Genomic DNA, 25,667 nt, shown 5'->3' on the forward strand with positions numbered 1-25,667 from the left:
AGCGCGGGCGAAAAAAAGCCAGCCCGTAGGGCTGGCCAAGAACCAAGGAGACACACAAACGCGCATAAACGTCGCGCGCAAAACGGAACAAGCACTACAAGATGCTGCGGAACTGCCTTGCGGACTTGCGCTTGCGCAAGCCTGAACGCCGCAAACCCCATCCGCCTCAGCCGACGAAGGCCTGGCGGCAACGCAGCGCCATCACCTGCGCCTCGAAGGCGCGTGCGGCGAGCCGGGCCAGATGGGCCGTGCGGCGGCGGCGCGTTTCGGCGCGCACGTGCGCCGATTTGCCGGTTTCTGCGGTGTCATTCAAGCGCCATGCGGCGCGGGTCACGTAAAGAATCCTGGCGAGAGCCTGCGCATGTTGCACAGGCATCCTGTCAAGGGCCGGAGCCATGGTTGCTTACCTCTGCAGTTGTTCGGGACGGAATGACAAGTCAATGCCAACCGTTTCACTGAACGATACACAGGGGGCCGGCGGGCCCTTATCAAGCGCGCGCCGAAAGCAATGTGGGCGTAGTCCTACAAAAAACGCTGCCCCGCGGCCGGCATGGAACGAGGCACGGAATCAGCTCGTGCTCGGACTCCAGAAGGCCTGCCGCACGGCCGGTAGCGCGGCCAGCCGCTGCACCAGGCGGTCCAGCGCATCGCCGTCGAAGGAGGTGCCCGCCAGCGTCGCCTCCATCTCGACCTCGTCCTGCCCGAACGGCCGAATGTCGAGGTCGTGCACCGGATAACCGCCGCGCTCCAGCGCCGCTTCGAGCTGCGCCATCACCGCCTTCTGGTGGCCGCGCTCGGCGATCACGTGGACGGTACCGGTGACCTCGACCGATTCGACATCGAGCGGCCTGCGGTTGATGGCATCGACAATGGGCCGCAGCAGCGTGTTGGCCGCCAGCACGAACACCGTCGCCAGCATCGCCTCGAGAATCAGATCGGCGCCGGCCGCCGCACCGACACCCGCGGAGCCCCACAGCGTCGCTGCGGTATTGAGCCCGCGCACATTGCCTTCCTCGCGCATGATCACGCCCGCGCCGAGAAACCCGACGCCGGACACGACGTAGGCAATCACATGCACCGCGCCATCGTGGCCATGCAGGCGATTGGCGAGATCGACGAACACCGCCGCACCGACGGCGACCAGCACATTGGTGCGCAGGCCCGCGGTGCGCTGCCGATACTGCCGCTCGACGCCGATCGCGCCGCCCAGGACAAAGGCGGCGGTCATGCTGACCAGGGAGTCGAGCAGGGAGGGAAGGTTGATGTTCTGCAGGGCTTCCATGCGGGTTCCTGTCGCGATGCGATGGCCTGCGCCGGGTGCCTTCGTGCGGCATCCAATGCGGCCGGTTTAACCCCGGTCATTGGCGGCCGGGTGCGCCGGCTGCCGCCGGGTCGACGCCCTGCACCTCTGCGAGAATCCACTCGCGAAACGACGCGATCTTCCCGCGCGCATGGGTGTCCTCGGGGTAGACCAGGTAATACGCGAAGGCATCGAGCAGCGTGACATCGGCGAGGCGGACCAGCGAGCCGTCGGCCAGTTCGCGCGCCACCATCGCCGCCGGAAGCAGGCCGGCGCCCTGCCCCGCCATCACCGCCTTCCATAGCAGGCTCGAATCGTCGAACGAGGGTCCACGCGGGCGTTCGATCTCGTCGATGCCCTGCGCCTGAAACCACAGATGCCAGCCCTTGCGTTCGGTGTCGTGGACCTGCGGCCAGCGCAGCAGATCGGCCGGCGTCGCCGGCATGCCGAGACGCTCGACCAGGGCCGGCGCGGCGACCGGCACGATCTCCACCGCGAGAATGCGCTCGCTGTGCAATCCAGGATATTGCCCGAGGCCATGCCGGATAGCGACATGGACGCCGTCGCGCGTGAAGTCGGCCAGCGCGGTGGTGGTGATCACGTGCAGGTCGATGTCCGGATGCGCCTGCTGGAACGACTGCAGACGCGGCACCAGCCACGCGGCGGCGAAGAACGGCGTGACGCTGACGTTCAGCAGGCCCGTGTCGGCCGGCGCCGCAATGCGTCCGGTCGCCTCCTTGATCTGCCGGAAGGCGTTGCGCACCGGCGGCAGATAGGCCCGTCCCGCTTCGGTCAGGTAGATGCCGCGGTTGACCCGCTGGAACAGCTTGACGCCCAGGTGCGACTCCAACGCCTTGACCATCTGGCTGACCGCGCCGGCCGTCACGCACAACTCCTCGGCGGCGTGCTTGACCGACAGATGCCTGGCAGCGGCCTCGAAGGCCCGCAACGCATTGAGCGGCGGCAGCTTGTGGTTTGACATTAGATTTTCTAAGGCGAAAAGCGCACGAAATCTGGTTTGCGGGATTGCACGCCGAACGCTAACTTTGGGACGGTGCCGGCCTGTCTCAGCGCAGCATCGGGTACGGTCCGGCGCGAAGCCGATTCAATTCTACTTAACCTTGGTGTTCCGCGAGAAAACGATGTTCACCGACTGGCATTTCCTTTCCATTACCGAGCTCGCCGTGCGAATACGGCGGCGCGAGGTCTCGCCGACCACCGTGGTGCAGGCCCAACTGGATCGCATCGCGGCGCTCGACGGCGCGCTGCACAGCTACGCCGCCGTGATGGCCGACGCGGCGATGGCGCAGGCCGAAATCGCCGAGGCCGACATCGCCGCCGGCCGGTATCGTGGCCCGTTGCACGGCGTGCCGATCGGCATCAAGGACCTGTGCTGGACCGAGGGCGTGCCGACCGCTGCGGGCATGGCGATCCATCGCGACTTCCGCCCGGACCGGGACGCCACCGTGGTGGGGCGGCTCAGGCACGCGGGCGCAGTGCTGCTGGGCAAGCTGCAGCTGACCGAAGGCGCGTATTCGGACCATCACCCGTCGGTGACCGCGCCGGTGAACCCGTGGCACCCCGAATACTGGCCCGGCATCTCGTCGAGCGGCGCCGGCGTGGCCACGGGGGCCGGCCTTGGTCATGGCGCCATCGCGACGGATACCGGCGGCTCGATCCGCTGGCCGTCGGCCGCCAATGGCGTGACGGGGCTGAAGCCGACATGGGGCAGGGTCAGCCGGCATGGCGTGTTTGCGCTCGCGCCGTCGCTGGACCATGTCGGGACAATGGCGCGCAGCGCGGCGGATGCCGGTCTGCTGCTGCAGGCCATCGCCGGCATGGACCCGGAGGACTCGACGGCGCTGCACGAGCCGGTGCCCGATTACCTCGGCGCGATCACCACGGACCTGCGCGGCGTCCGCATCGGCATCGACGCGGACTGGAACGGCGAAGGGGTCGATGCCGAAGTCCGGGCCGTGGTCGGCGCTGCCGCCGAGGGATTGCGAGCGCTCGGCGCGACCCTGGTCGACGTCCGCGTTCCCGATGCGGTGCGCGCGGGCAGCCGATTGAGCGACGATTGGGCCGCCAACTGCGCGGTGGAGGCGGCCGTCGCGCATGCCGCCACCTATCCCGCGCGCCGGGACGAATACGGCTCGGTGCTCGCCGCGGTCATCGAATCGGGGCGGGCACTGTCCGGCATGGACTATCAACGGATCCTGCTGCGCCGCGCCGAATTGCGTGGCCGCATGGTGGCGCTGCTGCGAACCGTCGACCTGCTGCTGACGCCGGTGCATCCGTATGCGCCGCTTTCGCTGGCCGCGGTGCGCACGCTCGGCGAACAGCCCGCGCTGATCGCGGGGCTGCAACGGTACACTTGCCCCTTCAACCTGACCGGCCATCCGACCATCACGCTGCCAGGCGGTTTGTCGCAGCAAGGGCTGCCGATCGGCTTCCAACTCGTCGCCCCGCATCTGGGCGAAGCGATGCTGGTGCGGGCGGGCGCCGCCCTCCAGGGCGCCACCGATTGGCATCGCCAACATCCGGTGAACTGACATGACGACACTGGTGTTCAAGCAGCGCGTGTTCTACGGCTGGTGGGTGGTGGCGGCCGCCTTCGCGGTGACCTTCGTCGGCTTCGGCAGCGCCTATACCTTCAGCGCCTTCATCGAGCCGTTGCAGCGCGAGTTCGGCGCGTCGCGCGGCGCGGTGTCGCTGGTGTTCTCGCTGGCGGGCTTTCTGTATTTCGCGCTGGGCATCGTCAGCGGGCCCTTGGCCGATCGCTGGGGCGCGCGCCGCCTGTGCATCGCCGGCATGCTGCTGGTCGGCGCGGGGCTCGCGCTGGCAAGCGTCGCGCGCAATATCGTCGAGGTCTATGCGGCCTATGGGCTCGGCGTGGGTCTGGGCGTCGGTTTGGCCTATGTGCCCGCGGTGGGGGCGGTGCAGCGCTGGTTCGTCAAGCGGCGCGGCCTGGCATCCGGGCTCGCCGTCAGCGGCATCGGCGTCGGCACGCTGGCGATGCCGCCGCTGGCTGCGCTGCTGATCGACGGCGTCGGCTGGCGCGACGCCTATCTGACGCTAGGCGTGCTGGCCGCGGTGCTGGGCGTGGGCGCATCGCTATTGCTGGAGAACGATCCGCGCGAGCGCGGCCTGGCAGCGGACGGCGAGCCGCTGCCGGCCCATGCCCACACCGCGCCGCAGGCGGCCGATGTGTCGATGCGCGACGCCATACGGACGCGCCAGTTCATCAGCCTCTACGCGGCCTGCCTGATCGCCTCGTTCGGTGTGTTCGTGCCCTTCGTCCATCTGGTGCCGCATGCGCAGGACCTCGGCATCGCGCAGGGCACCGCGGTGCTGCTGCTGGGCGTGATCGGCATCGGCAGCACGGCCGGGCGCTTTTTTCTCGGCAGCCTGGCCGACCGCATGGGCCGCCAGCGCTTCCTGCTGTGCACGGTGATCGCGCTGGCGTTCACGCTGGTGATCTGGGCCGTCGCCCCCGGCTTCTGGATGCTGGCCCTGTTCGCCTTCCTGTTCGGCGCCTGCTACGGCGGCTGGGTCGCGGTGCTGCCCGCCGTGGTGATGGACCTGTTCGGCGGCCGCAATGTCGGCGGCATCATCGGCGTGCTCTACACCAGCGTGGCCTTCGGCACGCTGATCGGGCCGAGCGCGGCCGGTTATGCGTTCGACGCGAGCCGCAGCTATACGTTGCCGATTCTGGCGGCGGTGGCGGCGAATCTGATTGCGGCGGGGATTTTGCTCGCGGCGGCGCGTGGAGCGAAGCCGGCCTCGACGCAGGGCTGAACGCAAAGCTTCAACCTCAACGTTGAAGTCCGCTGGCGCTACTTCCCGATACAGAACCGCGTAAAAATCGTCCCCAGCAGATCGTCGCTGGTGAACTCGCCGGTAATGCTGTTCAGGTGTTCCTGCGCCAGCCGCAATTCCTCGGCAAACAGGTCCAGCGCCTTGTCCTGCTGAGCGGCGCGTTCGGCGGCCAGGTCCAGATGCGATTGGGCGCTGCGCAGCGCGTTCAGATGACGCTCGCGCGCGAGGAAGGCGCCCTCGTTGCCGGCCTGCCAGCCGATCACGCGCAGCAGCTCATGGCGCAGCAGGTCGATGCCGGCGCCGGTGCGGGCCGAGATCCAGATCTCGGTCGGGTTCGGGCCGTTGGCCACGACCACGTGCGGACGGTTGCCGCCGAACGTGATGGCGCCGACCGCGGGCGCCAGGTCGATCTTGTTGACCACGCGCAGGATCGGCGCGCCGGGCGGCAGATGGCCCGACAGACGGTCGTCGATGGCGTCGTCGATCTCGGACAGGCCATGCTGCAGATAATCGGTGGCGTCGATCAGATGCAGCACCATGTCCGCGCGGCCGATCGCCTCCCAGGTGCGTTCGATGCCGATGCGCTCGACCTCGTCGACCGCGTCCTCGCGCAGGCCCGCGGTGTCGATGATATGCAGCGGGATCCCTTCGATCTGGATGGTCTCGCGCACGCGATCGCGCGTGGTCCCCGCGATCGGCGTGACGATGGCGAGTTCGGCGCCGGCCAGCGCATTGAGCAGCGAGGACTTGCCGACGTTGGGCTGGCCCGCCAGCACTACCGACAGGCCTTCACGCAACAACGATCCCTGCCGCGCCTGCGCCAGCACGCCCCCCAGGGCGGTACGGATGGTATCGAGCTGGCCGCGGGCATCGGAGGCCTCAAGGAAGTCGATCTCTTCCTCGGGGAAATCGAGCGTGGCTTCGACCAGCATGCGCAGATGGATCACCTGTTCGACCAGCGCGTGAATCGCTTGCGAGAACGCGCCTTCCATCGAGCGCGCCGCCGAGCGCGCGGCGGCATCGGTGCTGGCCTCGATCAGGTCGGCAACGGCTTCGGCCTGAGCCAGATCCAGCTTGTCGTTCAGGAAGGCGCGACGCGTGAATTCGCCCGGTTCGGCCAGGCGCAGACCGACTTCGCGGCCGGCCTGCAGGCAACGCGTCAGCAGCATCTGCATCACCACCGGACCGCCGTGTCCTTGCAGCTCGAGCACGTCCTCGCCGGTGTACGAATGCGGGCCGGGGAAGAACAGTGCGATGCCGTGGTCGATCACCTCGCCCTTGCCATCGAGGAAGGGCAGATAGGTGGCGCGGCGCGGCGTCAGAGACTGGCCGCAGATCGCGCGCGCGATCGTGCCGGCTTCGGGTCCGGACACGCGGACCACGCCGATGCCGCCCCGTCCGGGCGCGGTGGCGATGGCGGCGATCGTGTCGATGCTGGGCTGGGCGGTCATGGGCGGTATTGTCGCAGATCAACGCGGCGCCGGCGCCACCGGATGGCTCGTCATCGGACGGGACGACGGTTGCGTCCGCGCCGTTTCCACCCTCTCGGCCATCTCGGCCATCTCGGCCCTTTCAGCCGTCTCGGCCTGCTCGAATGGATTCTCGGCATGCTGGCCGGACAGCAGCGCTGTCAGCAAGTCCCGGGCGCTGGCGGCATCCGTCTGCGCGCCAAGCCGTGCCTGCCGCGCAACCAGCTTGCGATGGACGCGACCGGTATAGCGCCCGGGCAGCACGGGGCCGACGGCCTCGATCGCATAGCGCAGCCGCTTGCCGGCGACGCGCAGCGCGTGCAACACCTCCGCGGCCGGCACCTGCATGCTGCCGGCTTCCGAGCCGAGTTCGCGCCAACGCGCCTTCAGCGCTCGGACGCTGCGCCGTGCCTTGCGCACGCGTCGGCGCGCCAGCCGGGCCAACGGCGCATTGGCCTTGCCCGGGATGCCGTCGACCGCGCGATGCCGCAACGCGGCCAGATCGTCGCTCAGCACCGGCAAGGTCTGGCTGCGCTGGATGTGCAAAGCCGACAGCAGCGTCGCGCGTGCCGCCTCGCGGCGGGACTGTGCGCTGTCGAGCAGCGCGAGCAGGACCGGGTCGCCCGGCTGGCGCGACAGCGCGGGCTGCAAGGTGTCGGCGATGAAGACATCCCAGTCGCGCACCGGGCCGGTGGCCCGCATCAGATCGCGCAGCACGATGCGCCAGCGCGCCGCCACCGCCCCCGGCAGCGCGGGCGCGAAGACCCAGCGCACCGCGCGCAGATGGCGGACGGCCACACGCAAGGCATGCAGGTCGTCGGGCCGGTCGCGCCGGTCCAGCGCACGCAGCGCGTTGGCGATGCGCTCCAGATCGGCGGCGGCCAACGCGCCAAAGGCGTCGAGCGCGCGCATCCGGCGTTTCAGTGTGAGATTGCCCATGTCGCCATGTCGGGGTGGCGGCTCGCGCCGGCCCGCTGTGAACCAACCTGGCTACAGTGTAGGAAACGGCCTGGCTCGATGCGGCGCATGGTCGTCTTTGGTCCGGCGATCGCCCAAAGAAAAAGCCCGACGCTTTTGCGTCGGGCTGTCGGGCTTTCCGATGTGGCGAGGTGCCAGCCGGGCTCAGCCCTTGGCAGGCGCCGGGGTCTTGCCCTTGCCCAGCATCCGGTTGATCTGCCATTGCTGCGCGATCGACAGGATGTTGTTGACCACCCAGTACAGCACCAGGCCGGCCGGGAAGAAGAAGAACATCACCGAGAACACCAGCGGCATGATCATCATCACCTTGGCCTGGATCGGGTCCGGCGGCGTCGGGTTCAGCTTGGTCTGCACGAACATCGACACGGCCATCACGATCGGCAGGATGTAGAACGGGTCGGGCACCGACAGGTCCTTGATCCAGCCCAGCCATGGCGCGCCGCGCATCTCGACCGACGACAGCAGCACCCAGTACAGCGCGATGAACACCGGGATCTGGATCAGGATCGGCAGGCAGCCGCCGAGCGGATTGACCTTCTCGGTGCGGTACAGGCCCATCATCTCCTGGTTCATCTTCTGCGGGTCGTTCTTGTAACGCTCGCGGATCGCCGTCATGCGCGGCTGCAGGTCCTTCATCTTGCCCATCGACTTGTAGCTCGCCGCGGACAGCGGGAAGAACACCAGCTTGATCAGCACGGTCAGCGCGATGATCGACCAGCCCCAGTTGCCCAGGATGCCGTGCAGCTTCTCCAGCAGCCAGAACAGCGGCTTGGCGAGGATGGTCAGCCAGCCATAGTCCTTGACCAGCTCCAGGCCCGGCGCGATCTGCTCGAGCATGTGCTCTTCCTGCGGACCGGCGAACAGGCGCGCGTCGGTCGACACCGTCGCACCCGGCGCGATCTCGCCCAGCGGCTGTTGCACGCCGACGCGATACAGGTTCGGGTCGATCTGCTCGACGTAGAAAGTGTGCTGCTTGCCGGTCTGCGGCAGCCAGGCCGAGGCGAAGTAGTGCTGCACCATCGCGACCCAGCCGTTATCCGACGGGCCGGGCAGCGAGACCTTGCCCTTGGCGATGTCCTCGAAGCTGATCTTGTGGTACTTGTCCGCGTCGGTGTAGACCGCCGGGCCAGTGAACGTGCTGTAGAACTGCGACTGTTCGACATGGCTGCCGTCGCGGGCCAGTTCCATGTACAGCGTCGGCGACACCGGCTGGGCGCGGTTGTTGGTCACGTCGAAATGCGTCGCGACGACATAGCTGCCCTTCTGGAAGCGGTAGGTCTTGGCGAAGCGCACGCCGTCCTTTTCCGCGGTCAGCACGACGTCGAGCGAACCGGCATTGCCCAGGTCGCGCGGACCCGGCGCGGCGGTGAACACCGTCGTGTGGTTCGGCAGGTCGCCGTTGATCAGGCCCGAGCGCGCCATATAGGTATGCGCGGCGCTGCGCTGGAACAGCACGACCGGATTGCCGGCCTCGTCCTTGTGGCGCAGCAGTTCCAGACGAGACAGGATGCCGCCCGCGGTATCGATCTCGGCACGGACCACGTCGGTCGTGATGACGATCTTCTCGCCGGCCGGCGCAGGCGCCTGCGGCGCGGCTGCCGGAGCGCCGGTCGGGGACGCGCCGCCCACCGCCTTCGGCACGTCGCTGCGCGCCTGCGGAGCGCTGGCCGGCGTGCCGGTCGCGGCGGGTTGCGAGGCGCTCGGGAAGAACATCGAGGCGTGGCCGTTGGCGCGCTGCCAATTGTCGTAGAGCAGCACGAGGGACATCGAGAAGATGACCCAGAGGATGGTGCGTTTGATATCCATGTCTCGCTGTATCTGGGAATTCAGGGTCTGGGCAGCCGGACGCTGACCGCAGGGCGGCCGGCGTCGCGCGAGGGCGGCACCGGATCATACCCGCCTTGCGCGAAGGGATGGCAACGGCACAGCCGGCGGGCGGCCAGCCAGCTGCCGCGCGCGGCGCCATGACTGACGATGGCTTCGCGGGCGTAGTCCGAGCAGGTCGGCAGGAAGCGGCACTGCGAGCCCAGGTAGGGACTCAGCGCGATCTTGTAGAAGCGCAGCAGGGCAAGCAGGATAGGCTTCATGTCGGTGCCCTCGATCAGGCGCCGGAAGGCGAGGTAAGCGCAGCGGGCGGAGCGGACGGCAGGGGCCGGGCGGCGACTTCCATCAGCTCGGCCAGTTCGGCCTGGCAGGCCAGCCGGACCGCACGGCGGCTGGGGAATTCGGTGCGCGGGAACTTGGCCTGCAAGCGCAGCAACACGTCGCGGCCGACCAATTGGTCCTGCCGCTGGCGGAACAGTTCCCGCACCATGCGTTTCACCAGATTACGCTCGGCGGCGCGCGGCGCAAACTTCTTGCCGACCACGATGCCGAGCCGAGCCTGCGGCTGGCCGTTGGCGCGGACATAAAGCACGAAATGGGCGCTGCGGCGCCGCGGGCGCAAAGCAAAAACGGATGAAAACTCATCCGTCTTTGTCAGCCTCGCGGCTTTGGGGAAGGCATGGGTCGGCACGCTGGTCAGACTGGGCTGGCACGCGTTGCCGGGCCGTCCTGAGGGCAAGGCAAGAGGGGACAACGGCAAGAGCGGCAGCCGGAACACGACCGCGCCGGGCGCCACCATCATGCGCCGGCGCTTGCCGGCTGCACCGATGCGGACCGCCGTCCCGTCACCCGGCCCTTAGACTGCCAGGCGCTTGCGGCCCTTGGCGCGACGCGCGTTGATCACGGCGCGGCCGCCACGGGTCTTCATGCGCACGCGGAAGCCATGGGTACGCTTGCGGCGGGTAACGGAAGGTTGGTAGGTACGTTTCATGTTGCACTCTCTGGTTGATCTGGGCGCGCCCGGCCGCGTAGGGGCCGTGGCTGCCGCGTATGGTTCGCATGGGGGCCGCCGCGGATGCGGTACTGCCGACGCTTGTGATTGTCCTGAAGCTGACCTGACGCCGGCCTTGGGTGTCGCGATACAGGTCTCGCGACGCAGGCTGGGCGGGATGACCGCGCGGCTGGCGCGGGCGACCCGAGCTCAGGCCCGCCGCCGCTTATGAAGCGGGTCAGACCCGGCGATGCGCATACGTGATCCCCTGCCGCATCGCAGAACCCGCCATTTAACGGATTTTCCGCGCGCCTGTCAAGGCTGCTGTGGCAGGAGGCCGCTGCGGGCGTGCGCGCCATGGGCCGTCGGGCGGTTTTCTTGTCCACAGTGGTGCGATGCACATTTTTGGGTGGTCTAAACGACGCATTTTCCGCGTGATGCGAAGGACAATCCCCTTTTAAATCAAGCGATTGGCCACTATAAGTGCCGACTGCGGCGCTGCGGGCTTGCATGTTGTGCACAGTCATCCACCGAATTTTCACAAGTTGTCCACAGACTTATCCTTTGTGGATAACTTGGGCCGGGGGGTACAATCCCGGTCCAAACACAACACGGCCTGCGTGGCGCACGCACAACCCGAGGTGTGCAGGACATGACGGTTAGGCGGCTTGGCGGGCGGGGGACCCGACAGGCCGGCTGCGGTAGCCGCCATGCCGGCACTCGGGAGACAGCGGCGCCCTTTTTTATTGGGACTCGAAAGACTGCTGACGTGACGACAGGCAGCCGTGGCACTACCCAACAACAACCGATGCAAGATTTCTGGCAGGCGGCAGCCGCGCAGCTCGAGCGCGAACTGACGCCTCAACAGTTCAAAACCTGGATCAAGCCGCTCGCGCCGGTGGCGTTCGACGAGGACGCCCTGTCGCTGCGCATCGCCGCGCCCAACCGCTTCAAGCTCGACTGGGTCAAGAGCCAGTTCTCGGGGCGCATCACCGCGCTCGCTTGCGAGTACTGGGAAGCGCAGGTGAGCGTCCACTTCGTCCTCGACCCTACCGCGTCGGGACGTGCGGCGGCGAACGGCTATCAGGCCGCCGGCAATCCGGCCGGCCAGTACGGTCCCGCCCAGGATCCGGCCGCCCCCGGGGGCGCGGGTCCGGCCGCCCATCTGGCGCCAGCTTACGGCGCCGGCCAGGCGATGGGGCAGCCGCCCGCGCACGGCGGCCAGGCGCCCGGCCCGGGCGCGCTGATGTATGGCGCGCCGGAGCAACCGGGTGCCGGCGTTGCCGCGCCGGCCGCGTATGGTGGCATCCACGGCGGCCTGCACGGCGGTATCGGTGGCGGCATGGGCAACCCGTCCGCGGCCCCCTACCCGGGCGGCGGCCAGGCGATCGGCGCCGACGTCGTCGATGTCGATGTGCCGCAACTGGACCCTGCCGAAGCCGCGGCCCGCTCGTATCGGGTCGCGCAGCAGCCGATGCCCGGCCAGCAGCCGGCGGACACGGTACATGAGCGCTCGCGGCTCAACCCGATCCTGACCTTCGACAATTTCGTCACCGGCAAGGCGAACCAGCTCGCGCGCGCGGCGGCGATCCAGGTCGCCAACAATCCCGGCAAGTCCTACAACCCGCTCTATCTGTATGGCGGCGTCGGCCTGGGCAAGACCCACCTGATCCACGCGATCGGCAACTTCATGCTGATGGAGAACCCGCGCGCCCGGATCCGCTATATCCATGCCGAGCAGTACGTCTCCGACGTGGTCAAGGCGTATCAGCGCAAGGCCTTCGACGAGTTCAAGCGTTATTACCACTCGCTCGACCTGTTGCTGATCGACGACATCCAGTTCTTCTCCGGCAAGAACCGCACGCAGGAAGAATTCTTCTATGCGTTCGAGGCGCTGATCGCCAATCGCGCCCAGGTCATCATCACCAGCGACACCTATCCGAAGGAAATCACAGGTATCGACGACCGGCTGATCTCGCGCTTCGATTCGGGCCTGACCGTCGCCATCGAGCCGCCCGAACTGGAAATGCGCGTCGCGATCCTGATGAAGAAGGCCGCCGCGGAAAATGTTTCTGTGCCTGAGGAAGTGGCCTTCTTTGTCGCAAAACATCTGCGCTCGAACGTACGCGAGCTCGAAGGCGCGCTGCGCAAGATCCTGGCGTTTTCGAACTTCCACGGCAAGGACATCACGATCGAGGTCACGCGTGAAGCGCTGAAGGATCTGTTGACCGTACAAAACCGGCAGATTTCGGTAGAAAACATTCAGAAGACCTGCGCCGACTTCTACAACATCAAGGTCGCCGATATGTATTCCAAAAAGCGGCCTGCCAATATTGCACGGCCGCGGCAGATCGCCATGTATCTGGCCAAGGAATTGACGCAGAAGAGCCTTCCCGAGATCGGCGAGCTGTTCGGGGGACGCGACCACACCACCGTGCTGCACGCGGTACGCAAGATCGCCGACGAGCGCAGCAAGGACGCCCAGCTCAATCACGAACTGCACGTTCTGGAACAGACCCTGAAGGGTTGAAAACCCGGCGCCGGGGATTTTGCGGCACCGGTCCGGCGGGCTGGCATACTGTGGTCTGCGCGCCGCGCGCTGCCGCGGGACGCCAAAATGCCCGGCGGCAGCCCGCAAACCCGCGCGGCACAAGGCTTTGCGGGCGATTGGCAATTGTTGGGGGATCGTGGCTTTTGATGCACAATATGCGCACGAGCCACACATCGTCCGGCTTTGCCGAGCCGCCCGATCCGAGGTAAAATGCGACCTTAACTCCTTGATTCCTAAGTGATTTTGGAGTTGCGCAAGACACCCGGCGGACGCTGACTATAAACGACGAAGGACATATTCAATGCAATTGGTCAAAACCTCGCGAGACAATCTGCTGCGTCCGCTGCAAATCGTGAGCGGCATCGTGGAGCGCCGCCACACCCTCCCGATCCTGGCCAACCTGCTGATCCGCAAGTCCGGCGCCAACGTCTCCTTCCTGTCCACCGATATCGAAATCCAGATCACCACGCACGCCGAATGCGGCGTCGGCAGCGACGACGTGGCCACCACCGTGGCCGCGCGCAAGCTGCTCGATATCCTGCGCGCAATGCCCGACGGCGATGTCGCGCTGTCGCTGTCGGACAAGCGGATGACGGTGCAATCGGGCAAGAGCCGCTTCGCGCTGCAGACCCTGGCCGCCGAGGAATTCCCGACGGTCGCCGAAGCCACCGAATTCAACGCGAGCGTTACGCTGCCGCAGAAGACGTTCAAGCATCTGCTGGCGATGGTGCATTTCGCGATGGCTCAGCAGGACATTCGCTACTACCTGAACGGCATGCTGCTGGTAGTCGACGGCAAGAAGCTGATGGCGGTCGCCACCGACGGCCACCGCCTGGCCTACTGCGCGGTCGAGCTCGAACAGGAAGCGGCGGGCGCCGGCGCACGGCAGGAAGTCATCATCCCTCGCAAGACCATCCTGGAACTGCAACGCCTGCTCGAGGACAACGACGATCCGGTGCAGGTACAGCTGGCCGCGAACCAGATCAAGTTCACCTTCGCCAATGTCGAACTGATCTCGAAGCTGGTCGAAGGCAAGTTCCCCGATTTCCAGCGGGTGATTCCGAAGGGCTACAAGAACGCCTTCGCGATCGATCGCATCAAGCTGCAGCAGGCGCTGCAACGCACCGCGATCCTGACCACCGACAAGTTCAAGGGCGTGCGCTGCATTCTCGATACGCACACCCTGAAAATCAGCTCGACCAACGCCGATCAGGAAGAGGCGCAGGAAGAGCTCGAACTCGATTATTCGGGCGATGCGCTCGATATCGGTTTCAACGTGACCTATCTGCTCGACGTGCTGGGCAACCTCAAGAGCGAGCAGGTCCAGGTCAGCCTCGGCGACTCGAATTCGAGCGCGCTGATCACCGTGCCGGAAGACGACAACTTCAAATACGTCGTCATGCCGATGCGCATCTGATGTTCCGGTAAAGGATCGCAAGATACGCAGAATCCGGAGCATCGAACGGCAGGCTACGGCTCTCGCAGCGGGCAAACAGCCCGCGCGACCGACCCGCAGTAGCAGGGGCAGGATCATGGCGATCCGCCCCTTTGCCGTTTTTATGTAACCGCCATGCGGAGAGCCGATGGCCGCGTCGTAACCCGGCGCGCCGCGCTCCCCGCATTTGCCGTGAGTAGGAAAACATGACCCAAGAGCAGAACCCGCAACAGGAAAACAGCTACGGCGCCTCCTCGATCCAGATCCTGGAAGGCCTGGAGGCGGTACGCAAGCGGCCGGGCATGTATATCGGCGACACCTCGGACGGCACCGGCCTGCATCACCTCGTGTTCGAGGTGCTGGACAACTCCATCGACGAAGCGCTGGCCGGCTACTGCACGGAAATCCAGGTCACGATCCACACCGACAACTCGATCTCGATCATCGACAACGGCCGCGGCATCCCGTCCGGCATCAAGTTCGACGACAAGCACGAGCCCAAGCGCAGCGCCGCGGAAATTGCGATGACCGAGCTGCACGCCGGCGGCAAGTTCAACCAGAACAGCTACAAGGTCTCGGGCGGCCTGCACGGCGTCGGCGTGTCCTGCGTCAACGCGCTGTCCAAATGGCTGCGCCTGACGGTGCGCCGCGACGGCCAGGCGCATTTCATCGAGTTCGCCCAGGGCGCGGTGCAGAACCGCATCGTCGAGACCGTCACCGGTCCGGACGGCCAGCCGGTCGAAGTCTCGCCGATGAAGGTGCTCGGCCCGACCGACAAGCGCGGCACCGAAGTGCATTTCCTCGCCGACGAGGAAATCTTTACCAACGTCGAATTCCACTACGAGATCCTTTCCAAGCGCATCCGCGAACTGTCGTTCCTCAATAACGGCGTGCATATTCGCTTGACCGACCAGCGCAACGGCAAGGAAGAGGATTTCGCGTTCTCGGGCGGCGTCAAGGGTTTCGTCGAGTACATCAATCGCGCCAAGTCGGTGCTGCATCCGAACATCTTCTACGCCAATGCCGAGAAGGAAGGCATCGTCGTCGAAGTGGCGATGCAATGGAACGACGGCTTCAACGAGCAGGTGCTCTGCTTCACCAACAATATTCCGCAGCGCGATGGCGGTACCCACCTGACTGGCCTGCGCGCGGCGATGACGCGCGTCATCAACAAGTACATCGAAGAAAACGAGATCGCCAAGAAGGCCAAGGTCGAGACCACCGGCGACGACATGCGCGAAGGCCTGTCCTGCGTGCTGTCGGTCAAGGTGCCCGAGCCCAAGTTCAGCTCGCAGACCAAGGACAAGCTGGTGTCGTCGGAAGTGCGGCTGCCGGTGGAAGAACTGGTATCGAAGGCGCTGTCCGACTTCCTGCTGGAGACGCCGAACGACGCCAAGATCATCTGCGGCAAGATCGTCGATGCCGCTCGCGCGCGTGAAGCCGCGCGCAAGGCCCGGGAAATGACCCGCCGCAAGGGCGCGTTCGACGGCATGGGTCTGCCGGGCAAGCTCGCCGACTGCCAGGAGCGCGATCCGGCGCTGTCCGAACTGTTCCTGGTCGAGGGCGACTCCGCAGGCGGCTCCGCCAAGCAGGGCCGCGACCGCAAGTTCCAGGCGATCCTGCCGCTCAAGGGCAAGATCCTGAACGTCGAGCGCGCGCGCTTCGACAAGATGCTGTCGAGCCAGGAAGTGCTGACGCTGATCACGGCGCTCGGTACCGGCATCGGCAAGGACGACTACAACCTCGACAAGCTGCGCTATCACCGCATCATCATCATGACCGATGCGGACGTCGACGGCTCGCACATCCGCACGCTGCTGCTGACCTTCTTCTACCGGCAGATGCCCGACATCATCGAGCGGGGCTACGTCTATATCGCGCAGCCGCCGCTGTACAAGGTCAAGCACGGCAAGGACGAGCGCTATATCAAGGACGACAACGAGCTGAACGCATACATGCTGCGCCTGGCGATGGAAAAGGCCAGCCTGCTGCGCCCGGACGGCAGCGAGATCGCCGGCGAAGCGCTGACCGAACTGGCGCGCCAGTACCAGCTTGCCGAAGCGGTGATCGGCCGCCTGTCGCGCGTGGTCGACAGCGACGCGCTGCGCGCGATCGCCGACGGCGTCGAACTGAACCTCGACAGCGCCGAAGCCGCCGAAGTCTCGGCCCGTGCGCTGAAGGCCAAGCTGTCGGAGATGCACGCCAAGCGCCTGAACGGCGCCGCGGTCAATGACGACGGCACCGCCGACGTCTACGCGCAGTTCGACGAGAAGAACGAGAAGCACCGTCTGATGGTGGCCCGCCGCCATCACGGCAACGTGCGCCTCTCGCACATCGATTCCGACTTCGTCCACGGCGCCGACTACGCCGCGCTGGCGCTTGCGGCCAAGACCTTCCAGGGCCTGATCCCGGTCGGCACCAAGGTCCGCCGCGGCGAAGGCGAGAAGCTGCGCGAGCAGACCGTCAACGACTTCCACGGCGCGATGCAGTGGCTGCTGTCGGAAGCCGAGCGCGGCGTTTCCCGCCAGCGCTACAAGGGCCTGGGCGAGATGAACCCCGAGCAGCTGTTCGAAACGACGCTGGACGTCACGCAGCGCCGACTGCTGAAGGTACAGATCGAGGATGCGATCGCAGCCGATCAGATCTTCACGACGCTGATGGGCGACGAGGTCGAGCCGCGGCGCAACTTCATCGAGTCCAATGCGCTGGTGGCGCGGAATATCGATGTTTGATTCGATGTCGGATTGAGCGCCGCCGCAGCAAGGCGGCCTCTTCCAAAGCTGCGAGACGCCCGACCGTACACCGGTCGGGCGTTTTTTTATGGCCCGCTCAGGCCATCGAAGACACCACCCGATAAGTCGACTGCACCAGCCCGGAAGGAAAGCTGCGGCTCGATACCAGTGCGAGGTCGATGTCGTGCGGCAGTTCTCCAAACAACGGCCGTCCCGTGCCGATCAGCACCGGCACCGTAGTGATCACCATGTCCGCGATCAGGCCCTCGCGCAGAAACGACTGCACCAGCTGCCCGCCGTCGACATAAACGCGACGCACGTTCTCGCGCGCCAGTTCGTCCATCGCCTCCTTCGGCGTCCGGTTCGAGAAGCGGACCTTGCCCTTCAGCGCCTCCGGCACCGGCGTACCCGCCAACTGCCTGGACAGCACCAGGACCGGCCGGTCGTAAGGCCATGGGTCGAAGCTCGCCACCTTTTCATAGCTGCCGCGGCCCATCACGATCCAATCCTTGTCGGCGATGAAATCCGTGTAGCCGTGGTCCTCGTTCGGATCGTCGCGCTGCAGCAGCCAGCCGATGTCCCCATCGGGCCGCGCGATGAAGCCGTCCAGGCTTGTGGCGATGAAGACGTGTGCGGTGATCATCGGTTGCCTCCATTGGCTCAGGGTCGGTACCGCTCCACCGAGGCGAGGCTGCCGGCATTGTCGGATCCTCCGACCATCAGAACGTTACCGTCCGGGAGCAACGCTGCCGCGCCTCCTGCCCGCCCCACCGACATGGAGGCCGCCACGGTCCAGACATTGCCATCCGGGTTATAGATTTCCGCGCTGGACAGCCGCAAGCTGCCGTTGCTTCCGCCAACCACCAACACACGACCATCGGCCAGCAGCGTCATCGTGGCGACCATCCGGCTTTCATTCATGGCGCTGGACGTCCATGTCGAGGTGATCGGGTCGTAGAGCCATGCCGTGTTCCCCATGCCCGTGACCAGGACCTTGCCGTTGCCTAGCAACTCCGACAACGCAATGACGCCGGCCCCTCCGGGGAACGGCACGGGAGTGCTCGTGCCGCTGTCGTTCACAGGAAACAGCTCGGCTTCGGTGGCAGATCCCATCGGTCCAATGCCGCCCACGACAAGCACCGTCGTCCCTCCCGGAAGCAGCGTCGCCGCATGCTGGCCGCGGGGAAAGGCCAGACCGGTTGCCATCGTCGTCCAGGTATCGGTATCCGGGTCATACCGTTCGACGGTCGAAGCCACGCCAATCCCCGCCGTGGTGCCACCGATCACCAGCACCTTGCCGTCGGGCAGCAGCGTGGCAGTATGCCGGGAGCGCCCCTGCGACAAGCTGGCGGCCGCATGCCAGCTACCCGTGACGGGATCGTAGATTTCTGCGGACGTACTGTTCGACCCGCCGACGACGAGCACTCTGCCGTCCTTCAGGCGGGTCGCCGTCGCTTCATAACGGGCATTCGCCATGCTGGCAGTGGTTTCCCACAGGTTCGTGGCCGGGTCATAAAGGAATGCGGCACCGGTGGGCCCCGATGTCCCGTGGCCGCTGGCCACCAGTACCTTGCCATTGAGAAGCGTCGTCGCGGTCAGGTAATGCAGGGCCACCGGCATCGCGCTCGCCGCCACCCAGTTGCCACGCGCCGTCACGGCGATTCGCACTTGCGCCGTCGTGCTGCCTGCGCGATTTGCGGCGGTAATGGTGTACATCGCTTCCGGTTGGACGGTCGTTGCGGTGCCGGCAATCACACCGCTTTGTGCATTCAGGCTCAGGCCGGGCGGCAGCGCTGGATCGATCGTAAAGCTGGCGGCAGCACCGCCTGTGACGACGGGCGCGTTCGGCACGATCGCCTCGCCGGCGACGTACAGCGCCACCGGCAAGCTGTACGCCAGGCCGGCGGGCGCCACGATGGCCGCTTCCACGGCAATGCGCAATGTCACGGTCGTCTCGCCGGCCGCATTGCTGCCAGTAATCGTATAGGCGGCCTCCGGGGCCGCGGCAGTTGGCGTGCCGCTGATCACGCCCGTCTGCGTATCGAAGGCGAGGCCCGCAGGCAGCGCCGGCGTAATGGTGTAGGCATCGATCGGTCCGCCACCGTTGCTGGGTCCGTTTGCGACGACGGGCTCGCCCACGGTATAGACGACCGTGGCCTCCCGGTAAGCCAACTGGCTTGGGGCCACCGCAGTCTTGCGCACTTCGATCTGCAATCGGGTGGTCGCGCTGCCGGCGCCGTTCTCCGCCGTGACGACATGGACCGTCGGCGGGACTACCGTCGTGGGCGTCCCCGAAATGACGCCGGTTGCCGCATCGAGCGACAGGCCCGCGGGCAATGCCGGTGCGATGCTGTAGCGCTCTACCGCGCCCCCGCTCGCGCTGGGACGATTTGGCACGATAGCTGTGCCAAGCTCGTAGACGACCGAGGACATGCCGTAACTGAGGCCGGCGGGCGCCTGCTGAGTCGGGGTTGGCGAGGGCGCCTGCTTGTCGTCGTCATCGTCGCCGCCACATGCGGACAGCAGTGACAGCAAGCACAGGCACATCAGCAGCAACAGCCATTGGCCCGGCCGCTGCAGTTGGCGCCGCGGGCGAATTGCGGCATGGCGAAAGAGAGTTGTCATTTTTCCCGGTTCCAATTCCGTTGATTGACGGTGCGCTCCCGAAGGGCAACGGTATTACCGTGCATGCCGATACGCAGCCGTCGCGGCAATCGCATTCGATATGGGTCGAAATGCAAATAACCGAGAAATTGGCGATGGTTCGGGAATCGGCGAAATATACACCAGATAATGGACGGGATAATTAACGCCAAATGCCGAGCAATGGCCCATGGTTTGGCGACGGATCTTTTTTCCAGCCGCGCCAATGGCGTGGTGTTCCGGGATATGGAAAATCCAGTCGGTCGATGCTATCAGGCGGCTGGCGCGTCCATCAGGAATTCGCCAATCGCCAAAGACGTCGCTTCCCTCCTTGGCCTCCAATCGGTCAGATGCCCGCCCAGCGGCGCCCACCACGGCGCGGCATCGGCCAGCACCGAGCGGTAGTCCACCGCATCGGACTCCACCACGCCGCGCCGGGGGTTCGCCAGCACCCATCGCATCCCGGCCACCAGACTGGAGGCGACTTGCAGGCTGGTCGCCGAGTTGTAAGGCGCCAGCGAGCGCGCCCGCTCGATGCCCAGGTGCGAGCCGTACCAGATGCCGCCGTAGCGGCCGCTGAGCAGCAGCACGCCCAGTTCGTCCTCGCCGCCGACGATTTCGTCGCGCAGGACGCGTGCGCCGCGTACACGCGGCGCGGCGCGCTCGTCGAGCCATTGCATCGAGGCGAGCGTGGCGTCGGTGGGGCGATAGGCGTAGTAGACGGTGGGACGATAAGGCGGCTGGCCGGCGGTACCGCAGGCATCGCCAGCATCGTCGGTGAGATAAGCAGCGATCGAGATCGATTCGTTGTGTGTAATCAGGTAGGCGTCGAACGGTCCGTGCGCCGGCGACCATGAGCGCACGCGTGTCCGATGTCCGGGCCGATTCATCGCGATCGCCGCACCGCACCCGTCGCTGTGACGGTAGCCGCCGGGTGGCAGCGCGGGTTCGTGCGTGCCCCACCCGAGCTCGGCGTCCTGCAGGCATTCGGTGATGAAGCCCTCGGCGGACCAGGTGTTGGCGAATTCGCCATCGCGCGGAAAGCCCGGGGCCTGCTGGCTATCGTATTCGCTGATCTGGATGACGCGTAGATCGAGGCGGCGTGCGAGCGCGGCCCAGCCTGCGCGATTCTGCGGTTCGACCGGCTCCGGCCCGGCATGGCCGGCGAGCTCCATCAAGGCCGCCTTGACCAGCACCGACACCATGCCCGGGTTGGCGCCATGCGCCACCAGCGCCGTCGGCAGCCTCTCGCGGCCGCGGGCAAACGCCAGCATCCGTTCGCGCAGCGCGTAATTGCTCAGCTGCGCGGTGCGCGTGTCGTCGGCGTAGTCCCAGGGCTCGATGCCGGCATCGATGTAGAGGGCGCCGTGTTCCTGTGCCAGCGCGATCAGATCGCGGCTGCAGACGGAGGGCGCCAGGCTCAGCAGAAAGGCGCCGGGGCGCAACAGCGGCGCAAGCACGGAGTGGAAGGTCTCCGCGGTAATGCTCGCCTGCACCGCGTCGAGACCGTGCGCCGCCACGATCTGGTGACGGCGATCGTCGAGCGAGCGATCCACCACGGTGATCGCGGCCCGTGGCCAGGCTCGTTGCAGCAGCGGCAGCACGGCCTGCCCGATACAGCCAAAGCCGACGATGACGATTTGCTCGATCACGTTGCACCCTTCAGCTCGACGACGACGATGCGGCCCGGACCGCGTTGAACGGCGCGCTACAGCGGACTGCCGCAGGCCATGGTATTCCCGCGTGCCGCCGATGCCAACGGGCATTTGCCGGCGCGGCACCGAACGCCATTCCGCCGGGTTATGCCCATATTCCCGGCGCATCATTGTTGTCCTGCTGTAGCCCGCGCATGATAAGCCGCGGAGCGGTATGGCACCGCTCGCACGCCATGCACACACGGCGGCGCTGCCACACCACGCGCCCCATCAAAAAACGGAGACAGCATGCCAACCCGATCGCCAGGGCTCGCGACCGCAATTCGACGCCATTGGCCTTGCTTTGCCGTCGCGCTGATCGCTGCGTCGCCAGCCGCATCCCAGGCGCAGGACGCTGGCCCGACTTCCCCGGTTGCCGAACACGAAGTCATGCAAGGCTTCCCGCCGCCTCCGGAGCGACAGCTCAGCCGCGGCAGCGGTCTGCGGCCGCCCTATATGCGCTGGGCCTTCCGGCATGCCCGCGAAATGTCGGCGACGGCCGGCATCCGGCATGCCTCTCGACCGCTGGCGCTGGACGGCCAACCGGGCACCGAGCTGGATGGCGCCACGTTCACGGTGGGGGGCAAGACCATTTCGGTCGCGGATTATCTGCGCGACACCCATACCGATGGCTTCATCGTGCTGCACCAGGGCAGGATCGTCTACGAGCGCTACCTTGCCGGCTTCGGTCCGTACCAACCGCATATCTGGGCCTCGATGACGAAATCGGTCACGGGGCTGCTGGCCGCCATGCTGATCGAAAGGGGCAAGCTCGATCCGCAGGCGCGGCTCGCTCAGTACGTACCGGAGCTCGCCGGCAATCCGTTCGGCGAAGCGACGGTGCAGCAGAACCTCGACATGGAGGTGCCGGTCGGTTACCCCGAAGGGTTGCCGCCGGACCTGGGCCTGTTCGGCGCGGTCGGCATCGTGCCGCGCAAGCCGGACGCGCCCGATACCATCTATGACTTCCTCAAGGTCGTGCACGCGACGGGCCAGCCCGACCACAGCGCGGATGGCGGTGTCTGGTACTACCAGAACGGCTCGCCTGAGGCGGTCGCATGGGCGTTGCGCCGCATTACCGGCAAGAGCTGGTCGCAGCTGGTCACCGATATGATCTGGTCGCGCCTTGCCGAGGACGATGCCTATGTCCAGGTCGACCGCCTGACCACGGAAATGGCCAGTGGCGGCATGAATTCGACACTGCGCGACGCCGCGCGCTTTGCCGAGGCCGTACGCCGCGCGGCGGCGGGCGATGGGTCGGGCGGCATTTCGCCGGCGGCGGTCCGCATTGCGCTGAAGCCGGCCACCAATCAGGCGCGCTTCGCACGCGGCAACACCACGCCTGGCCGCGATGGGTATGGCTACCGCCACTACTGGTTCCAGCGCAACGATGGCGACGGCAGCGTCGAGGCCAGCGGGCGCTTCGGGCAGAAGATCTACATCAACCCGGCGAAGGAACTGACCGTGGTGAAGTTCTCCGCCAGCCCGGATGGCGCGGCGCGCGCGACCAGCGCCGCGGGCCTGCGCAAGCGCGACGATCCGGCACGCGTGCTGGAGTCGTCCGAAGCCATGGTCGCAGCCGCGCTGGCCATCCATCGCGCGGTTGGCCGGTAAGGACGCGGCCGTCAGCTTCTTGACGTGGGCCGTTCAACGTACGGGTGCCGGTGCCGCCGCCCCTTTCAGGATCTTGGTCACGGCCGCGAATTCCTCGTTCCCATATCCCGCGCCTTCCGCGTCGCGCAGCAGCTGCGCGATCAGCGCAGGCAGTTCGCTGCGTAAGCCCTGACGACGCATTGCCTCTTCGATCCGCCGGGTAGCGTCCACCGAGATCGACAACGGGCTCTGCGAGATCGCGAAATCGCCCTTCTCGACGACATTGCCCTCGTGACGCAGGAATGCGCCGAACGAGGGGGACATCGCTTCGACGATGCCGCCATAGACACCGACGTCGAGCCCCTCGGCCTGTGCCAGCGCCGCACCCTGGAAGAAGCCCATCGACGCACCGTAGATGTACGAGAGCGTCGCCAGATCCATGGTGGCCGCGGCGGCAACGTCATCGCCAAGGTAGACGATATTGCCGCCCAGGGTCGCCAGCAGATCGCGGGCATCGGCATGCGCGGCACGGCTTCCCGAAACGAGGATGGTCGTATCCGGCTGGCCCATCTGCTCGGGCGCAACCTGGATGGCGCCGTCCAGATAGCCGGCACCTACCTCGCGCGCCACGGCCGCCAGTTCCCTCGCGTCCTGCGGGCTTCCGGTGGTCAGCTGCAACACCAGCTTTCCCTTCAGCGCGGCCTTGACTCCATTCGCCGACAGGATGGCATGCGTGGCAGCGTAGTCGTGCACGCAGATGACGAGGGCTTCGGCGGCGGCCACCGCTTGCGCCGCCGTATCGGCGACGACGGCACCATGGCTCGCCAACGGCGCGGCCTTGTCCGGCGTGCGGTTCCACACATGCACTTCCATTCCGGCCTGCAACAGCAGGCTGGCGAGCTTCGTTCCCATCTGGCCGAGGCCAATCACGGCAATCGTTTTCATCTGCGCACCCCATTCGAGTCAGTGTTGGCGCAGTATGCGAAAGTACGGTTTTAGCGGTCAAGTACGCACTAAAATGACAGGTACTATCCAATTGGTAAGTAATGGAAGCCAATGCGATGAAACGCAGCCAACCCTATAACTGCGGAATCGGCCCGGCGTTCGAAGTGATCGGCGGCAAATGGAAGGCGCTGATCCTGTACGAGTTGCATGCCAAGCCATTGCGGACCGGAGAGCTTCGCCGACTGCTCGATGGCATCACCGAGAAAATGCTGATCCAGCAATTGCGCGAGATGGAGGCGGATGGCATCGTGCGCCGCGAGGTCTTTCACGAGGTGCCGCCGCGTGTGGAATACTCGCTGACGCCGGCCGGTCGCGAATTGAATCGGGCGCTGGGGCCGGTCGCCGAATGGGGACAGAAATATGCGGCATCCCGATGAACCGCGCGCATGGCAACACGCCGAATTGGTGGCGCAGTTGCGCGCGCTCGGCGTGCCGGCCGGCGCCGTGCTGCTGGTCCACACGTCGTTCCGCTCGGTCAAACCCGTGCAAGGGGGCCCGCAAGGACTGATCGAGGCGCTGCGCGAAGCAGTCGGCCCCACCGGCACGCTGGTGATGCCGTCCTGGGGCGACGACGACGATGCCCCGTTCGATCCCGTTTCCACGCCGGCCTCCGAGGACCTCGGCATCGTCGCCGACACCTTCTGGCGCGGGCCCGGCGTCATCCGCAGCGACCACCCGTTCGCGTTCGCCGCGGCGGGACCGCAGGCGCATCGCATCACCGCGGATCCCTTGCCGCTGCCGCCCCATATCGCGGCCAGCCCCGTGGGCCGCGTGCACGAGCGCGATGGGCAGGTGCTGCTGCTGGGGGTGGGACACGATGCCAACACCACCATTCATCTCGCCGAACTGATGGCCGGCGTGCCCTACGGCGTGCCGCATCACTGCACGGTGCTGCAAGACGGCAAGCCGGCTCGCATCGACTATCTCGAAAACGACCACTGCTGCCAGCGCTTCGATCTGGTGGACGGATGGCTCAAGGAAAAGGGCCTTCAGCGTGAAGGCCCCGTTGGCAATGCCGGCGCCCGGCTGATGCGGGCGCGGGACATCGTGGATGTCGTGCTGCGGCAGTTGGCTCGCGATCCGCTGGTCTTCCTGCATCCGCCCGAGGTCGGCTGCGAGGAATGCGATGCCGCGCGGCGGTCGATCGGGACGGCCTAGCGGGCACGACGCTCAGCCGCCAATGCCAAGCAGTTCGACTTCGAAGTTCAGCGTCGCATTCGGCGGAATCGTCCCCGGTACGCCGCGCGAGCCATAGGCGGTGCTGCCGGGGCAAACCAGCCTGGCCTTGCCGCCGACCTGCATCTTCTGCACGCCCTCGGTCCAGCACGGAATCACGCGATTGAGCGGGAACGAGATCGGCTGTCCGCGCTTGTACGAGCTGTCGAATTCGGTGCCGTCGGTCAACGTGCCGCGGTAGTGCACCTTGACGGTATCGGTGGCCTTGGGCGATGCGCCATTGCCCTTGGTCAGGTGCTGGATCGAGACGCCGGACGGCAGGGTCTGGGCCGGGTCGGCTGCCTGCGCGGCAAACGACAGCGCGCCGAGCGAAACGAGCGAAATGAGCGAAGCAAGCAGGGAGAGACGGGTCATCGCGAATATCCGTTGAGTCAGCGAAGGCACAAGGATAAACCGA

General features: G+C 66.4%; 22 protein-coding genes and 1 pseudogene. 9 read left to right on the plus strand and 14 right to left on the minus strand.

The features are described 5' to 3' along the window. Positions 1-13 precede the first annotated feature (13 nt). Positions 14-145: pseudogene (locus tag HTY53_RS25145) on the plus strand (hypothetical protein); the annotation flags it as partial. A 21-nt stretch (positions 146-166) separates the two neighbouring features. On the opposite strand, the gene HTY53_RS24850 reads toward HTY53_RS25145, so the two are convergent. The 3 genes from HTY53_RS24850 to gcvA all read right to left on the minus strand — a co-directional run bounded on the left by HTY53_RS24850 (position 167) and on the right by gcvA (position 2,282). Then, positions 167-313: a hypothetical protein gene (locus HTY53_RS24850; RefSeq protein ID WP_254600037.1), complete on the minus strand. Its 147-nt coding sequence runs from the start codon at positions 311-313 to the stop codon at positions 167-169. Positions 314-568: 255 nt separating this feature from the next. Then, positions 569-1,282, minus strand: coding sequence for an MgtC/SapB family protein (locus tag HTY53_RS20110; RefSeq protein WP_174108295.1), 714 nt, complete (start codon positions 1,280-1,282; stop codon positions 569-571). Between the two features lie 76 nt (positions 1,283-1,358). Then, a complete protein-coding gene (gcvA, locus tag HTY53_RS20115; RefSeq protein ID WP_174108297.1) occupies positions 1,359-2,282 on the minus strand; it encodes a transcriptional regulator GcvA in 924 nt (307 codons plus the stop codon). A gap of 160 nt (positions 2,283-2,442) precedes the next feature. On the opposite strand from gcvA, the gene HTY53_RS20120 reads away from it, so the two are divergent. Together HTY53_RS20120 and HTY53_RS20125 are read left to right on the plus strand one after the other, a co-directional pair. Beyond that, positions 2,443-3,852 carry an amidase gene (locus HTY53_RS20120; RefSeq protein WP_174108352.1) on the plus strand — a complete coding sequence of 470 codons (1,410 nt, stop codon included), beginning with the start codon at positions 2,443-2,445 and terminating at the stop codon, positions 3,850-3,852. A gap of 1 nt (position 3,853) precedes the next feature. Next, entirely contained in the window at positions 3,854-5,098 is a 1,245-nt protein-coding gene (locus tag HTY53_RS20125; RefSeq protein ID WP_174108299.1) for an MFS transporter, read from the plus strand. A gap of 38 nt (positions 5,099-5,136) precedes the next feature. Here the strand turns inward: HTY53_RS20125 and mnmE are convergent, their stop codons facing one another. From mnmE to rpmH, 6 genes are all read right to left on the minus strand, one after another. Then, a complete protein-coding gene (mnmE, locus tag HTY53_RS20130; protein WP_174108300.1) occupies positions 5,137-6,570 on the minus strand; it encodes a tRNA uridine-5-carboxymethylaminomethyl(34) synthesis GTPase MnmE in 1,434 nt (477 codons plus the stop codon). Positions 6,571-6,588: 18 nt separating this feature from the next. Continuing rightward, positions 6,589-7,527 (minus strand): CHAD domain-containing protein, encoded by a 939-nt coding sequence (locus tag HTY53_RS20135; RefSeq protein ID WP_174108302.1) that lies wholly within the window; start codon positions 7,525-7,527, stop codon positions 6,589-6,591. 183 nt (positions 7,528-7,710) lie between these two features. Continuing rightward, complete coding sequence (gene yidC, locus HTY53_RS20140) at positions 7,711-9,372, minus strand: membrane protein insertase YidC (RefSeq protein WP_174108304.1); 1,662 nt, start codon at positions 9,370-9,372, stop codon at positions 7,711-7,713. Positions 9,373-9,392: 20 nt separating this feature from the next. After that, positions 9,393-9,653 carry a membrane protein insertion efficiency factor YidD gene (yidD, locus tag HTY53_RS20145; RefSeq protein ID WP_174108306.1) on the minus strand — a complete coding sequence of 87 codons (261 nt, stop codon included), beginning with the start codon at positions 9,651-9,653 and terminating at the stop codon, positions 9,393-9,395. A 14-nt stretch (positions 9,654-9,667) separates the two neighbouring features. Beyond that, positions 9,668-10,081 (minus strand): ribonuclease P protein component, encoded by a 414-nt coding sequence (gene rnpA / locus HTY53_RS20150; protein WP_149317610.1) that lies wholly within the window; start codon positions 10,079-10,081, stop codon positions 9,668-9,670. A gap of 165 nt (positions 10,082-10,246) precedes the next feature. Beyond that, positions 10,247-10,381: a 50S ribosomal protein L34 gene (rpmH, locus tag HTY53_RS20155; RefSeq protein ID WP_006578231.1), complete on the minus strand. Its 135-nt coding sequence runs from the start codon at positions 10,379-10,381 to the stop codon at positions 10,247-10,249. 808 nt (positions 10,382-11,189) lie between these two features. Between rpmH and dnaA the strand changes: the two genes are divergently transcribed. The 3 genes from dnaA to gyrB all read left to right on the plus strand — a co-directional run bounded on the left by dnaA (position 11,190) and on the right by gyrB (position 17,099). Then, positions 11,190-12,911 (plus strand): chromosomal replication initiator protein DnaA, encoded by a 1,722-nt coding sequence (gene dnaA, locus HTY53_RS20160; RefSeq protein ID WP_174108307.1) that lies wholly within the window; start codon positions 11,190-11,192, stop codon positions 12,909-12,911. Positions 12,912-13,233: 322 nt separating this feature from the next. Then, entirely contained in the window at positions 13,234-14,349 is a 1,116-nt protein-coding gene (gene dnaN / locus HTY53_RS20165) for a DNA polymerase III subunit beta (protein ID WP_023264426.1), read from the plus strand. Between the two features lie 224 nt (positions 14,350-14,573). After that, entirely contained in the window at positions 14,574-17,099 is a 2,526-nt protein-coding gene (gyrB, locus tag HTY53_RS20170; RefSeq protein WP_174108309.1) for a DNA topoisomerase (ATP-hydrolyzing) subunit B, read from the plus strand. Between the two features lie 97 nt (positions 17,100-17,196). On the opposite strand, the gene HTY53_RS20175 is transcribed toward gyrB, so the two are convergent. The 3 genes from HTY53_RS20175 to HTY53_RS20185 form a co-directional block, all read right to left on the minus strand. Continuing rightward, positions 17,197-17,742 (minus strand): dihydrofolate reductase family protein, encoded by a 546-nt coding sequence (locus tag HTY53_RS20175; RefSeq protein WP_174108311.1) that lies wholly within the window; start codon positions 17,740-17,742, stop codon positions 17,197-17,199. A 17-nt stretch (positions 17,743-17,759) separates the two neighbouring features. Further along, positions 17,760-19,724 carry a Kelch repeat-containing protein gene (locus HTY53_RS20180; protein ID WP_174108313.1) on the minus strand — a complete coding sequence of 655 codons (1,965 nt, stop codon included), beginning with the start codon at positions 19,722-19,724 and terminating at the stop codon, positions 17,760-17,762. A gap of 290 nt (positions 19,725-20,014) precedes the next feature. After that, on the minus strand, positions 20,015-21,394 hold the full coding sequence (locus HTY53_RS20185) for a saccharopine dehydrogenase NADP-binding domain-containing protein (RefSeq protein ID WP_174108314.1): 1,380 nt from the start codon (positions 21,392-21,394) through the stop codon (positions 20,015-20,017). 291 nt (positions 21,395-21,685) lie between these two features. Between HTY53_RS20185 and HTY53_RS20190 the strand changes: the two genes are divergently transcribed. Next, entirely contained in the window at positions 21,686-23,050 is a 1,365-nt protein-coding gene (locus tag HTY53_RS20190) for a serine hydrolase domain-containing protein (RefSeq protein ID WP_174108316.1), read from the plus strand. Between the two features lie 33 nt (positions 23,051-23,083). On the opposite strand, the gene HTY53_RS20195 is transcribed toward HTY53_RS20190, so the two are convergent. Beyond that, positions 23,084-23,974 (minus strand): NAD(P)-dependent oxidoreductase, encoded by an 891-nt coding sequence (locus HTY53_RS20195; protein WP_174108318.1) that lies wholly within the window; start codon positions 23,972-23,974, stop codon positions 23,084-23,086. A 116-nt stretch (positions 23,975-24,090) separates the two neighbouring features. On the opposite strand from HTY53_RS20195, the gene HTY53_RS20200 reads away from it, so the two are divergent. Together HTY53_RS20200 and aac(3)-IVb are read left to right on the plus strand one after the other, a co-directional pair. After that, positions 24,091-24,411 carry a winged helix-turn-helix transcriptional regulator gene (locus HTY53_RS20200; RefSeq protein WP_174108354.1) on the plus strand — a complete coding sequence of 107 codons (321 nt, stop codon included), beginning with the start codon at positions 24,091-24,093 and terminating at the stop codon, positions 24,409-24,411. Further along, positions 24,395-25,192 (plus strand): aminoglycoside N-acetyltransferase AAC(3)-IVb, encoded by a 798-nt coding sequence (aac(3)-IVb, locus tag HTY53_RS20205; protein WP_174108320.1) that lies wholly within the window; start codon positions 24,395-24,397, stop codon positions 25,190-25,192. Before HTY53_RS20200 ends, aac(3)-IVb begins: the two co-directional genes overlap by 17 nt. A 12-nt stretch (positions 25,193-25,204) precedes the next feature. On the opposite strand, the gene HTY53_RS20210 is transcribed toward aac(3)-IVb, so the two are convergent. Next, positions 25,205-25,624: an FKBP-type peptidyl-prolyl cis-trans isomerase gene (locus HTY53_RS20210; RefSeq protein ID WP_174108322.1), complete on the minus strand. Its 420-nt coding sequence runs from the start codon at positions 25,622-25,624 to the stop codon at positions 25,205-25,207. Positions 25,625-25,667: the final 43 nt, after the last annotated feature.

It is taken from the genome of Cupriavidus gilardii, from assembly GCF_013314895.1.
In the GTDB taxonomy this organism is placed as follows: Bacteria; Pseudomonadota; Gammaproteobacteria; order Burkholderiales; family Burkholderiaceae; genus Cupriavidus; species Cupriavidus gilardii_C.